At 62.0% G+C, this 12,270-nt stretch carries 12 protein-coding genes; 3 read left to right on the top strand and 9 right to left on the bottom strand.

Going from position 1 to position 12,270, the window contains the following annotated elements; all coding sequences use genetic code 11:
- Positions 1-43 precede the first annotated feature (43 nt).
- The 3 genes from HX881_RS30945 to HX881_RS32925 all read left to right on the top strand — a co-directional run bounded on the left by HX881_RS30945 (position 44) and on the right by HX881_RS32925 (position 1,974).
- The gene (locus HX881_RS30945) at positions 44-790 is read left to right on the top strand and encodes a hypothetical protein (RefSeq protein WP_177088377.1); all 747 of its coding nucleotides are present in this window, start codon (positions 44-46) and stop codon (positions 788-790) included.
- A gap of 11 nt (positions 791-801) precedes the next feature.
- On the top strand, positions 802-1,110 hold the full coding sequence (locus tag HX881_RS30940) for a hypothetical protein (protein WP_177063783.1): 309 nt from the start codon (positions 802-804) through the stop codon (positions 1,108-1,110).
- Positions 1,111-1,623: 513 nt separating this feature from the next.
- Positions 1,624-1,974 carry an immunity protein Imm33 domain-containing protein gene (locus HX881_RS32925; protein WP_246356621.1) on the top strand — a complete coding sequence of 117 codons (351 nt, stop codon included), beginning with the start codon at positions 1,624-1,626 and terminating at the stop codon, positions 1,972-1,974.
- Between the two features lie 216 nt (positions 1,975-2,190).
- On the opposite strand, the gene HX881_RS30930 is transcribed toward HX881_RS32925, so the two are convergent.
- The 9 genes from HX881_RS30930 to HX881_RS30890 all read right to left on the bottom strand — a co-directional run bounded on the left by HX881_RS30930 (position 2,191) and on the right by HX881_RS30890 (position 12,135).
- Complete coding sequence (locus HX881_RS30930; protein ID WP_177088435.1) at positions 2,191-2,376, bottom strand: CrpP family ICE-associated protein; 186 nt, start codon at positions 2,374-2,376, stop codon at positions 2,191-2,193.
- Between the two features lie 105 nt (positions 2,377-2,481).
- Positions 2,482-3,489: an XdhC family protein gene (locus tag HX881_RS30925; protein WP_177088375.1), complete on the bottom strand. Its 1,008-nt coding sequence runs from the start codon at positions 3,487-3,489 to the stop codon at positions 2,482-2,484.
- A gap of 11 nt (positions 3,490-3,500) precedes the next feature.
- Entirely contained in the window at positions 3,501-4,853 is a 1,353-nt protein-coding gene (locus HX881_RS30920; protein WP_177088373.1) for a c-type cytochrome, read from the bottom strand.
- A 17-nt stretch (positions 4,854-4,870) separates the two neighbouring features.
- Positions 4,871-7,105, bottom strand: coding sequence for a xanthine dehydrogenase family protein molybdopterin-binding subunit (locus HX881_RS30915; protein ID WP_177088371.1), 2,235 nt, complete (start codon positions 7,103-7,105; stop codon positions 4,871-4,873).
- Positions 7,105-7,569: a (2Fe-2S)-binding protein gene (locus tag HX881_RS30910; protein ID WP_017128244.1), complete on the bottom strand. Its 465-nt coding sequence runs from the start codon at positions 7,567-7,569 to the stop codon at positions 7,105-7,107. The genes HX881_RS30915 and HX881_RS30910 overlap by 1 nt, the downstream gene beginning before the upstream one ends.
- Before the next feature lie 77 nt (positions 7,570-7,646).
- A complete protein-coding gene (locus HX881_RS30905; RefSeq protein ID WP_177088369.1) occupies positions 7,647-8,597 on the bottom strand; it encodes an AraC family transcriptional regulator in 951 nt (316 codons plus the stop codon).
- Positions 8,598-8,683: 86 nt separating this feature from the next.
- The gene (locus HX881_RS30900; RefSeq protein ID WP_177088367.1) at positions 8,684-9,364 is read right to left on the bottom strand and encodes a phytanoyl-CoA dioxygenase family protein; all 681 of its coding nucleotides are present in this window, start codon (positions 9,362-9,364) and stop codon (positions 8,684-8,686) included.
- Between the two features lie 147 nt (positions 9,365-9,511).
- Positions 9,512-10,765 carry a Zn-dependent hydrolase gene (locus tag HX881_RS30895; RefSeq protein ID WP_177088366.1) on the bottom strand — a complete coding sequence of 418 codons (1,254 nt, stop codon included), beginning with the start codon at positions 10,763-10,765 and terminating at the stop codon, positions 9,512-9,514.
- Positions 10,762-12,135, bottom strand: coding sequence for a dihydroorotase (locus HX881_RS30890; protein ID WP_177088364.1), 1,374 nt, complete (start codon positions 12,133-12,135; stop codon positions 10,762-10,764). The genes HX881_RS30895 and HX881_RS30890 overlap by 4 nt, the downstream gene beginning before the upstream one ends.
- Between the last annotated feature and the right edge of the window lie 135 nt (positions 12,136-12,270).

The raw sequence follows: 12,270 nt of genomic DNA, 5'->3' as shown, positions 1-12,270 counted from the left end.
GGGCGATATTGCCGGGCAGGACCCTACCAACCAATCCGATGGCATGGGCATGCCGATTGGTGGATCATCGCCGACAAACCCGCCGAATCAGACCGCCTTGATGGCCGCGGCCCTCATGGGGGGATTTGCGGGTAGGTTTGGTGCTTTGGCATCTGTGTCGATGGAGGGCGCGCTTGCTTCGTTGCCGGCTTTTGGAGGTTTGTTTAGTGAGGTTGGTGAGGGAGCTGCTGGATTAAGTGCCGGGGCCGCTGAGAGTGGTGCTACGGGGGTATCTGAAGGCGTTGCTGTTGATATTGGTAAGGTTGCAGGTGAGGGGGCGGGAGAGCTTTCAGAAATATCAACTGAGTTTTTCCCAGCAGAAAGGACAGGGTTGAAGTTTGACGAAAAAATCTCATCGAATTCGAGTGGGAATATGGAAGTTGAGCTTTCATCTAATCAGATGTTTGATGAGTCTGGAAATATAGTTTCTAGACGCTATGCTGAGTCTGACTTGGTAGCCAGATATTCTCCTGATGGAGATCTACGTATCGATTGGTATGGTACGACTGTTGAAGTTCGGGGGGTTGGTAGTGAAATGATTTCTCGGGCTATAGAAACTGTTGGGCCGGATAAGGTCGAGTCGGTTTCAGCGCAGTTAGGAAAAACAAACGCTGAAGTATTTAGGGAAGCAAAAAATTCAGGTATGACTGAGTTGCAGGCGGTATGGGAGACGCCGTTAGGAAAAACCATGGATTCGCTTGGTTTTAAAACGGTTAAAGTTGTTGGTTCTAGTGTTCGCTTTTCGCGGTGAAGGAGGTGGTTTTGAATAAAATAGAGACTATAAGGTGCCTGATGGCTTCTGGGCGCTCAAAAGAAGTTTTGGGCTTGGTTGAGGGGGTATCGGATTGGCCGTTAGAACGAGAGCAGGCGCAAGATGCTCGTCGATTAAGAATTCTTGTGGTGCACCATCTTAGATTTGTCTCGGAGTTTGGTAGTAGCTCTTCTGGATGCTATAAGGGTAAAAGATATCTAACTCCATTTCCTCAGGATTTTGAACAATGGCTTCTATCTGGTGCTCCGGAAGTTTTACTAGAAGATCTTGAGGCTTTGTTGGTGGACCACCCATTGTAATGCACTGAAGCAGCTAAAGAAGGATCTAGAAAACCTAGGTAAGTTAAGTTGTTTTTGCGTAAAATGAATGATGTAGAATGATCGGTATCATTGAAGGTGTTGAATCAGCTATTGGAAAAAAGCACCCGCTGGGGGGGGCGATGAATTTCAACAAATTTGAGTATGTCCTGGGAGCGGTAGAGTCGGCATGAGAACATGCAGAGGCTGGCGAAAGATGTCGGAATCACCGTAGAAAAAGATGAGCTGTTTTTGATTTTTTTATTTAAAATTAGTAGTTTATCCGTTAAGTAAGTGCAATTCAAATTCGTCCCATTTTCCTCTGTTTCCCCGAAGTCAGGTGGCAGGACATATTGACCCGTTGGTTGTGTAGTACTATAGGGATGGAGCTGTAGATTCGCAGGCCCAAAGGTCGCTAGAAGCGGTCCAAGCACATTGCCCTAGTTGTTCTTCTAGCCAGGGCGGACAGTTAGGGGCATTTGGGAAAGCCATGAGAAAATATTTTGGATTTTAATGATGGATGATGACTTTAAGTCCGCTCAGCAGGAAATTTGCTCGCGGTTTAGTGTTGAATTTTATGGGTGTGATCTGGACCTTAAGGTGGGTATTTCACTTAACGTAAAAGAAGGTCTTCGCCCTTTAAATGGTATGAGGATTAGGCCTGGATCAGGAACATCTGGCTGGTATATTTGGGCTGGAGAAGTTTTTTCAGAGGCGCCTGATTTTTTTGTGCCTCTGCATGGCATGCATCTTTCAGAGTGGGCGCCTTTGGTTCTTCCGTATTTGGGGCTTCCTCCTGGATCAAGATTTCTTATTACTGAAGAGTATGAAGATGTTTGGGATGATCCCGTGTTGCTCAAAGGTTGAGGGGCGGGGTATAGCTGCCCGATAATGGGGCTCGTCAATTGATGGATTGGAACGAATTTTTTCATGCCGTAGGAACGGTGGAGTCGGCTGAAAATATCCAGAGGCTGGCGCAGGGTATCGGAGAGGTTCCGGTTGTATCCAGTACCCCTGGTGAGCATGCCCCATCAATAAAAACGTCGTTCTATCAGTTTTTCAAGGCCGGTGTGGCGTTAGGTTTTAGAGGGATACTGAGTAGCAAAACTCAAAATCCAACTGCTGCTCCTGCGCAAAGCCTTTCAGCCACGAAGACTGCATGGCCGGATACCGGTAAGGGCAGTGGAAGACCCTCAGCCCTTTACGAGCAGCATCCGCTCCCGCCGCCCTTATCGCTGCGTGCGGGTTATTGAATCGACGTCTATCCAGTGATTACACAACGCTTGCTGTCTGATTCATCGGCACAGTCTCCGAGGCCGCCGGGCGCAATGAAACGATAGCATCAGCGGTGTGACAAGGGGGCTGCGTTCTGGCTCACGCTTCATGCGCACGTTTGCCCACGGCTATCGTGACCTCGCTCGACAGGGCAATACCGTTCTTGGCCGCCAGTATTTCCGCCATGACGCTCACCGCGATCTCGGACGGGGTCTTGCTGCCGATGTAGATGCCGATCGGCCCCCGCAGGCGCTTGAGCGAGGCTTCGGTCTGGGCGAAGTGCTCGATCAGTCGCTCGCGGCGCAACTGGCTGTTGCGACGCGAGCCGATGGCGCCGATGTAGAAGGCGGGGCCCTGCAAGGCTTCCAGCAGCGCCAGGTCGTCGAGCTTGGGGTCATGGCTGAGCGCGACGATGCAGGTGCGCAGGTCGACGGAAAAGGCGCGGACGACATCGTCCGGCATGCCGACGATGCACTCCACGTCACCGACCGCCCAGGACTCCATGTACTCGGGTCGAGGATCGCAGACCGCCACCTTGAAGCCGTTGAACAGCGCCATGGTCGCCAGGTATTCGGCCAGCGCGCCGGCGCCGATCAGTAGCATGCGATAGCCGGGGCCCAGGGTGTTGGTCATGTACTGCCCATCGAAACTGAACTGCTCAGGGATCGCGGTCGGTTCCAGGACCACTTCGTTGGTGTCTACCGCCAGCCGGCGACGAATGAGACTGCCGGCATCGAGCCGGTTCAGGACTTCATCGAGCCGCTGTCGCGACGGGCTGAACTCGAGAACCAGTTCCAGGGTGCCGCCGCAGGGCAGGCCAAAGCGATGGGCCTCGTCCGCGCTGATACCGTAACGCACGACTTCGGGCAGCCCGTCTGTCAGGCCCGTGCCGCCATGGGCGGTGGTGTATCGGTGGATCAGGTCATCCTCGATACAGCCACCGGAGACGCTGCCCACCACACGACCATCGTTACGCAAGGCCATCATCGAGCCGACGGGACGCGGCGACGAGCCCCAGGTGCGCGCCACGGTTGCCAGCAGCACGCGTTCCCCGGCACCGAGCCAGTCCCGGGCGGTGCGCAAGACCAGCAGATCGATACTCTCCATGATGTCCAGGTTCAACGCATCTGCAGGATGATGGGGCTGCTGCTGGCGGGACCGGTATGCCCGCGCAGCGTGCCGACCGCTTGGGCATCAACGGCGCCGCCCTGATTGCCCCAGGTGCTGCGCACGAACGTCAGCACCTCGGCGATTTCCTGGTCCGACAGTTGCTCGCGGAATGCCGGCATCCGGTAGGCATCCGGCACGCCAGCCGCCACCACGCGCTGCGAGCCGTTGAGGGTGATATTGATCGCCGACTCGGCATGCGCGGCCAGTGCCGAGGTGGCTCCGGCCAGCGGTGGCATCCATTCGGGCTGACCCTCGCCCGCCAGGCCATGACAGGCAGCGCAACGGGTCACATAGGTGTGGGCGCCGGGAGTGTCCTGGCGCGTCGCGGCGGATACCGCCTGGTATTGCCAGGCGGGCCCGTCACGCCCGGGGTCGCCGGGAAGTGATTTGAGATAGCGGGCGATTGCCCGCAAGTCATCGTCGCTCATGAACTGGGTGGAGTTGTTGAACGCCTCGGTCATCGAGCCATAGACCACCGCGTGCTGGTTGCGCCCGATCTTGAGAAACTGGACGATCTGCGGCTCGCTCCAGCGCCCCAGGCCCGTGTTGTGATCGTCGCGCAGGCTCGGTGCGTACCAGCCGTCGAGCAGGGCGCCGGCCAGGAACGGTGTGCCGGAGTCGTCCAGTGCCTTCTCGTTGAAGGCCAGGCCTCGCGGCGTATGGCAACTGCCGCAATGACCGGGTCCCTGGACGAGGTAGGCGCCACGGTTCCACAGCGCATCGTTTGCCGGCTTGGCCGCGTAGGGCGTCGTATCGGCAAAGACGCCATTCCACAGGGCGATGGGCCAGCGCATGTTCAGCGGCCAGGGGATCTGGCTGGGGATATTGGCCTGTTTGACCGGGGCCACACCCTGCATGAAAAACGCGTACAGCGCACGCACGTCGTCGTCGCTGAGTTTGCCGTAGGACGGGTAGGGCATGGCCGGGTACAGGCGCCGTCCACCCGGAGCGACGCCGCTGCGCACGGCACGGTCGAAGTCCGCCAGGCTATAGCGGCCGATACCGGTGTCGCGGTCCGGAGTGACGTTGGTGGTGTGAATCGCGCCCAGCGGCGTGGCCATCTCCAGGCCACCGGCGAAGGGCGCACCGCCCGGCACACTGTGGCAGGCCACGCAGTCGCTGAGGCGGGCGACGTACTCGCCACGAGCGACCAGGGCCGGGTCGAAGCGGGCTTCGGCGGCCTGATCGCTTGCCAGGGGCGAGGTCGGCTCGCGGGTGACGTACCAGGCCAGCAGGCCTGCCGCGACCAGGCACGGCACGGCCAGCCAGCCAGCGGTTCTTGCGAATCGGCTGTTATTCATAAAGGCTCCGGCGCCGTTCAGGCGAAGGTGTATCGGCTCAGGGGCATGCTGCGGATGCGCTGGCCGGTCAGCCGCGCCACCGCGTTGGCCACGGCGGGGGCCACTGCCGGCAGCGGCGGCTCGCCGACGCCGCCCATCTTTTCCCCGCTCTCGACGATACGCACGTGCACCCGCGCCATGCGTGAGGGTGGCAGGATCGGGTACAGGTCGTAATTGCGCGCGCGGGGCTTGCCGTCGACATACACCGCTTCTTCCACCAGCACCTGGGACAGGCCCAGGGCCACGGCACCGTTGACCTGGGCTTCGACGATGGCGGGGTTGACGATGCTGCCAGGGTCGATGGCTTGCCAGATGTCGTGCACCTTGACCTGGCCCTTGTCGATCGACACCTCGGCGATCACCGCGGTCTGGGTGCCGAACGGCGACGCCATGGCCACGCCCCGGGCGCGCCGGGTGCCGTCTTCGGCGGTGAACGGGCCGCGTTTCCAGCCTCCGGACAGCTCGCCGACGGCTTGCAGCAAGTGAGTCAGGCGCGGGTTGCCGCGCAGCAGGTGCAGGCGCAATTCGAACGGGTCCTTGCCGCCTTTGTCGGCCAGTTCATCGAGGAAGGCCTCGTAGAAAAAATCGTTGAGCGAATTGCCCACCGAACGCCAGTAGCCGAGCATGACCGGCCCCTTGACGTAGACCTGGGCGATGCGTTTGTTGGCAATGGCGTAGGACTTGCCCGCCAACCCTTCGAGGGCGGTGGGGTCGAGCTTTTCGCCCTGTTTGCCCGCCAGGGCCTCGCTGGGACCTTCGGTGGCGCTGATCGCCTCGATGGCGACGGGCAGGCCGTCATTGTCCAGTGCCGCGCGGAACCTGACCGCGGCGATGGGGCGCAGCGCATCGCGCAGGAACTCTTCCTCGCGGCTCCAGATAAGCTTGACCGGGCGACCCACGGCCTTGGCCAAGGCAATGGCCTGCGGGTAGGGGTTGGCCGAGTCGTAGAGGAAATGGCGCCCGAAAAAGCCACCCAGCAGGGGCGAGTGCAAGGTGATCCGGGACGGATCAAGGCCGGTACGTTTCGCGATGTCGTTGCGGAACATGTCGGGCGCCTGGTTGGGCAGCCAGACCTCCAGCGAACCGTCGGCATTGAAGCGCGCCAGGGCGGAGGGCGGCTCCAGCTGGCCATGATTGAGGTACTGGTTGTGGTACGTCGCCTCGACGCGAGTTTTGGCGTTGGCCAGGGTGGTGGCGACATCGCCTTCATTTTCCGCGTCGCGGCCCGGCCCCTGCTCGGCGGCAAGGCGCTGCACAAAGGCATCGCTGGAAAAGTCCGCGGGCATTGGCCGTACCTGGGTATCGGCCGCAGGCTCCTGCCAATCGACCTGGATCGCTTCTACCGCGCGCTTGGCGTGCCACCAGCGTTCGGCCACCACGGCCACCGCGCCGGGCAACTGATGCACCGAGTGCACACCCTTCATGGCCTTGACCTGTTCTTCGTTGCGCAGGCCACCGACTGTCATGCCCAGGCGCGGCGCGTGCTGGACGGCGGCGTGGAGCATGCCGTCGACCTTCAAGTCGATGCTGTACAGGGCCTTGCCGGTGGACTTGTCGTAGGCGTCGACACGTTTGACCGGTTTACCGATCCAGCGGAACTGGCTCGGGTCGCGCAGTTTTACACTGGCGGGATCCGGTACCGGCAGGTCCATGGCGTGCTCGGCCAGCTCGCCATAGGCGACCGAACGCCCGGACGCGGCATGGATCACCTTGCCCGGCTCGGTGGACAGCTCGCCCACCGGCACCCCGAGTTTCTGCGCGCCGGCCTGCAGCAACATGGCCCGGGCCAGAGCCCCGAGGCGACGCATGGTCGGGTAGCTGGTGCGCACCGACATGCTGCCGCCGGTGATGCGCATGCCATTGTCCATCACCACGTAGACGTCGCCGGGAGGCGCGCTGTCGACCACAAAGGTGGCGGGGTCTGCGTCCAGTTCTTCGCCGACGATCTGCGCCATGGCGGTGTAGGTGCCTTGTCCGCCTTCCATGAACGAGCAGAGCAGACGCACGGTGTTGTCCGGGCGGATCTCCAGGAATGCCGGCACCTGTGTCCCGCGCTCGGCGGCCGCAACGGCCGCCTGCACCCTGGCCGAACCCAGCGGCAGGCCGAAGCCGAGCACCAGGGCGCCTACGGCGGTACCTGCCAGGAAACGCCGGCGCGAGAGGTTGATCGGCTCGCCCAGGGCGTTTTCAAGGGGATCGATGTGCGCGCTCATCATGCGTCTCCTTTCGCGGGTTGTGCCGCGAGGTCGTGCACGGCGGCATGAATGGCGTTATAGGTGCCGCAGCGGCACAGGTTGACCATCGCCGCGGCGATCTGCTCGTCGCTGGGACGTGGGGTGTGCTTGAGCAGCGCCGTGGCTGCCATGACCTGGCCGGACTGGCAGTAACCGCACTGGGCAACCTGATGCTCGACCCAGGCCGCGACCACGCGCTTGCCCACCTCATCGGCCTCGATGGCTTCGATCGTGGTGACCTCGCGGCCGACCACGCCGGCCACCGGCGTGACGCAGGCGCGCACCACGTTGCCGTCCACCAGCACCGAACAGGCCCCGCACTGCGCCAGTCCGCAGCCGTACTTGGTGCCGGTCAGGCCCAGATCATCGCGGATCACCCACAGCAGGGGCGTATCGGCGTCGGCATCGACCTGATAACTCTTCTGGTTGATTCGTAGTTCCATGGCTAACCCGCTGATCATCGGTTGATGTGTCGTTGTTATAAGGGGCGATGGGCAGCGAAGCGCATCGCCATCAAGCGTCATGCTGTGCTCGATGTCGTCGTATCCGTCTCGAACACCTGACCGCGCAGCAGGGCGATATCGCGCCTGGGCGTATCGCCGAACAGCCGCGCGTATTCACGGCTGAACTGCGACGGGCTCTCGTAGCCCACGGCAAACGCGGCTCGCGATACATCCAGGCGCTCACTGAGCATCAGCCGCCGCGCTTCGGTCAGGCGTAGCCATTTCTGGTACTGCAGCGGGCTCATGGCGGTGAGCTGGCGAAAGTGGTGATGAAAAGTCTGCGGGCTCATCTGTACCCGAGCGGCCAATTCTTCGATGCGCAGCGCTTCGGTGTAGTTCCGCTTGAGCCAATCGATTGCCTTGGCGATGCGATAGCCCTGGCCATCCACGGCGGTCATGCGTCGAAGCCGCGGCCCCTGGTTGCTGTTCAGCAGGCGATAGTGGATCTCGCGCATGATCAGCGGGCCCAACACCGGAATCGTCTCGGGTTCATCCAGCAACCCCAGCAAACGCCCGATCGCTTCCTCCAGCGCAGCGGTCATAGTGCCGATCCCCACGCCTTTGCCCTGGGCACGGTCGCGTGTCGACGGCAGGCCGCCCTTGGCGATCAGCTCGGCGAGCATGGCGACGTCCAGCTTCATCACCAGTCCGACGCAGGGTTGCTGGGCACTGGCGACGAGCACCTGGGAGTTGGCGGGGAGATCCAGCGAGTTGATCAGAAACCGCGAGGGGTCATACACGTAGCCCTCGCCACCGACCCAGAGTTGTTTTGCACCTCGGGCGACCAGGACCAGGCTGGGCTCGACCAGGCACACCGCGGGTGGTGCCGGATGGTCGCGGCGAAAGACGGACACGCCGGCAATGGCCGTCGGGAAATCCCCCGGCTCAAGGGTGTGCGGGTCGATGCTCGATGCCAGGTGCCATGCCTGGCGCGAGCTTGAATGGGGCGTGTCGGCTAAATCCTTCATGTCTTGACTCTAGCTCGCGTGCACAGGGTTTCCCAACCATAGGTCGGCAGGCTCGGAGGATCAGGCAAGTATTCAAGAGGATTACGCTAGAGCGGCGGGGCAACGGACGGCGGCGGGTCGAACCGATCGTGCGTGTCCATGCGAATGTTTCGCAGGCTCGCCGTTTCCAGGTGCGACGCATACAGCGATTCCGCGTAATAGCTGATCAGCAGGGAGCGACGATGGGCGCCGCTGGCGTTCAGGCTGCCCGCGTGCACGAGGTCGGCATCAAACACCAGGATATCGCCCGCGCAACCTGCAAGTTGCACGGAGCCGCACTCGTCATTGAAATCCGATGGCGATTCTCCCGGCCCGGGACGATGACTGCCGGGGACGATACGGGTCGCGCCGTTTTCGGGGCCATAATCGTCGAAGTAGGCCAGGGCGATGACGATGTCGCCCGGTCGTTGCGCCGACAAATCGCGGTGCAACTGCTGGTGACCGCCACCGGCCAGGGGCTCGCGGCCTTCCACCTGGGAGAGAAAGAAGCGCTCGGCGATCAACTCGCCCACCACCGCGAGCACCTGCGGCAAGCGACACACCGCCTGAACCTTCGAGTCAATGTCCAGCAGCGAATGGCGCCAGTCCATGCCACGTGGCACCGGCCATTGCTCCGGCGGCTTCACGCCCGCCTCGAACACGGCACGCAGGTCGGCCAGCCACTCGGCCGGGATGGCACGACGAAGCAACGCATAGCCGTCTCGATGGAGTTGTTCGCGGTCAGTCATTGCGTCGTCAATTCCCTTGTCAGCAACGTGTTTTGCCGTGCGGCCTACGGCCGGGCAAAAGCATCGGCCAATGTTGCGCAGAATGCCAATACGGTATCTGAAAAAAAAAACGGCACCGTGGGTGCCGTTTCTGTGGGGTGTTCCGCCTTACCCCAGGCGCTTGTCCAGATTGATCAGGCTCTGGGCCAATACCGCCGCGCCGCGGGCCAGTTGCTCTTCGGTGATCGACTCTTCCGGGCAATGGCTGCGGCCATTCAGGCATGGGATAAATACCATGCCGACGGGGCCGGTCGGCGCCACATAGACCGCGTCATGCCCGGCACCGCTGGGCAGGCGACGGTTGGGCAGGTCCAGGCCATCGGCGGCTTCGGTGATGGCCTGCATCACCGTTTCCGAGCACTGGGTGGGGCGGGCGCGGCTGACATGTTCCATCTTGGCCTCCAGTAGCAACGCCTCAAGGCGTGTCTCGCACTCGGCCATGATGGCTTCCGGAAAGGTATCCAGCACCTGCTGGCTGTCGCTGCGCACTTCCAGCATGAGCTCGACCCAGCCCGGCACGGCGTTGGGCACATTCGGCGTCATGGCGATGCGGCCAACGGTGGCGACCACGTAATGCGGGTTGCCACTTTGTGTCGCCGCCATGCGCTGCACCTGGTCAATAACATGGGCCGCGCCCACCAGGGCATCGCGACGGATATCCATCGGCGTGGTGCCGGCGTGGTCGGGTTGGCCGATCACGGTGATCAGCGCACGACGAATGCCGACGATATGGGTCACGACACCAATCGGCAGGCCGGCCCGTTCCAGCACCGGTCCTTGTTCAATGTGCAACTCGACAAACGCGGCGGTTTCTCCCGGCTGGCGCAGGGGGCGAGCGAGGGCCTCCGGTCGCGCGCCGATGCGGCGCATGCCTTCGGCGAGGGTTTCGCCCGCCTGGTTTCTGGCCGCCAGTTGGCCGGCGTCCAGCTCTCCGGAAAAGGCGCGGCTGCCCACGCAGGAGATGCCATAGTCGCTGGGTTCTTCGGAAAGGAAGTCGATCACCTCCAGGGGATGATCCAGCTCGATACCCTGTTCCTGGAAACGCTGGGCGATTTCGATACCGGCCAGCACGCCGATAATGCCGTCATAACGCCCGCCGCTGACCACGGTGTCGCAGTGGGAACCGGTGACCAGGGCGGGCAGGTTTTTCCGGCCTTCGCGGCGGCCGATCAGGTTGCCGCCGGCGTCGAGGTGCACGCTGAGACCGGCTTTTTGCATCTGCGCGGTCAGCCACTCGCGCGCTTGCATGAACAAGGGGCTGAAGGCCCGGCGGGTCCAGGGCATGTCGTCGCGGGTGAATTCGGACAGGCGCACAGTGCGTGCCCACAGGCGTTCGGAGTTGATCAGGTCAGTGACGTTCATTGGCTGGCTTCCACGGTATTGGCGCGGGGGCGCAGGAAGCGTCCATAGCCGGCCTGGTTGATGATCGTGTGGTTTTTGAACACGGCCTGGCCCCGGCAATAGGTGGCCTCGACGCGCACGCTGAACTCCATGCCTTCGAAGGAGCTCCAGGTCACGGCGGACAGGCTGGTGCTCGGGTCGAAGCGGTATTTTTGCGGGTTGAGAATCACGAAGTCGGCATCCTTGCCCACCTCGAACGAACCCTTGCGGTCATCCAGCAGAAAGTGCCGGGCGGGATTGCGGCACAGCAGTTGGGCGACGGTGGTGGGCGGCAGACCATGCTGCTCGCAACCGGTCCACAAGGCAGGCAGCAGGGTTTCCAGGCCCGGGCCACCAGAGGCGTTCTTGAACACATCCGGATTGCCCTTGCGCTCCAGGCCCCAGCTCACGTGGTCGGACGAGACGAAGGTGCAACGCCCTTCGGCGATATGCCCCCAGAGTTTTTCCGACTCGGCCCTGGGACGAATCGGCGGGTAGTGCTTGGTCCTGGCGCCGAAGCGGCGGGTGTGTTCCTCGTGGTTGAGCATCAGGTACTGCACACAGGTCTCGATGCTGACGTCGTGCCCGGCGTTCCTGTACATCTGGTACAGCTCGAAGCCTCGGGAGGTGGAGACATGCACCGCATGGGCGCGGGCGCCGGTCTGGGCGCCGATTTCATAGATCTGCACCGTGGCCAGGTCTTCGATCAGCGGCGTATGGGCGCGAAGGAACGCGTCCCAACCGGTGTCGTTGGCCGCCTGCAAGGCCTGGATGTTCTTGCGGGTCAGTTCCTGCATCTGGTTGTGCACGGCGCAGGCCAGGCCGCTGGGGGCGATCAGTTCGAAGGCGGTCTGCAGATCGTCTTCTTCCACGCGCGGGAAACGGCCGGGGCTGGCCTCGAAGGTGGAGAACTTGAAGGCGCACACACCGGCCTCGATCAGCCCGGCCGCGGCGGCGAACCCATGGGTCTTGTTCAGGGTGCCGAACAGCGCCACGTCCACATGGCAATCGCGCTCCACCTCGGCGATCTTGCCTTCCAGCAACTCGCGGCAGGCCATGGGTTCCGGGTCGTCGTAGGGCATGTCCACCATCACGGTGATCCCGCCGGCGGCGGCCGCCCGCGAGGCCCAGCCCAGGCCTTCCTGGTTGGCCTGGCTGCCGGAATGAACCTGGCCGTCGATCACCCCGGGCAACACCCATTTGCCCCGTGCATCCAGCACCTCCCGCGCCTGTGGCGGCTGGCCGTTACCGCTGGCGGCGATCTTGCCGTCGCGCACCGCCAACCAACCGTTTTCGGTTACCCGGTCTGCATCGACCAGGTTGCCCAACACCAGTAAATCGTACTCGCCCATGTGCTTGGAACCCTCGTTCAGTTGCCTGTTTGCGTCTGGAAAAGCCAGAAGCGACAGGCCTTTCTTGTCGTCTTGTACCGATGAGGGGGCCAGTGTAAGTTGCGCGTTTTCATCATGTCTTATGCTTGTTTATTG

The organism is Pseudomonas gingeri (assembly GCF_013386115.1).
In the GTDB taxonomy this organism is placed as follows: domain Bacteria; phylum Pseudomonadota; class Gammaproteobacteria; order Pseudomonadales; family Pseudomonadaceae; genus Aquipseudomonas; species Aquipseudomonas gingeri.
The sequence above is the reverse complement of the archived record's forward strand: the minus strand, read 5'-3'. Positions and strand labels throughout refer to the sequence as shown.

What these genes read in the sequence shown, in the direction of transcription:
- HX881_RS32925 (WP_246356621.1), top strand. Translation starts at nt 1,624, where the DNA reads ATGGATGATGACTTTAAGTCCGCTCAGCAGGAAATTTGCTCGCGGTTT.
- HX881_RS30925 (WP_177088375.1), bottom strand. Translation starts at nt 3,489, where the DNA reads ATGGAGAGTATCGATCTGCTGGTCTTGCGCACCGCCCGGGACTGGCTC.
- HX881_RS30895 (WP_177088366.1), bottom strand. Translation starts at nt 10,765, where the DNA reads ATGAACGTCACTGACCTGATCAACTCCGAACGCCTGTGGGCACGCACT.
- HX881_RS30910 (WP_017128244.1), bottom strand. Translation starts at nt 7,569, where the DNA reads ATGGAACTACGAATCAACCAGAAGAGTTATCAGGTCGATGCCGACGCC.
- HX881_RS30920 (WP_177088373.1), bottom strand. Translation starts at nt 4,853, where the DNA reads ATGAATAACAGCCGATTCGCAAGAACCGCTGGCTGGCTGGCCGTGCCG.
- HX881_RS30890 (WP_177088364.1), bottom strand. Translation starts at nt 12,135, where the DNA reads ATGGGCGAGTACGATTTACTGGTGTTGGGCAACCTGGTCGATGCAGAC.
- HX881_RS30900 (WP_177088367.1), bottom strand. Translation starts at nt 9,364, where the DNA reads ATGACTGACCGCGAACAACTCCATCGAGACGGCTATGCGTTGCTTCGT.
- HX881_RS30945 (WP_177088377.1), top strand. Translation starts at nt 44, where the DNA reads ATGGGCATGCCGATTGGTGGATCATCGCCGACAAACCCGCCGAATCAG.
- HX881_RS30905 (WP_177088369.1), bottom strand. Translation starts at nt 8,597, where the DNA reads ATGAAGGATTTAGCCGACACGCCCCATTCAAGCTCGCGCCAGGCATGG.
- HX881_RS30915 (WP_177088371.1), bottom strand. Translation starts at nt 7,105, where the DNA reads ATGAGCGCGCACATCGATCCCCTTGAAAACGCCCTGGGCGAGCCGATC.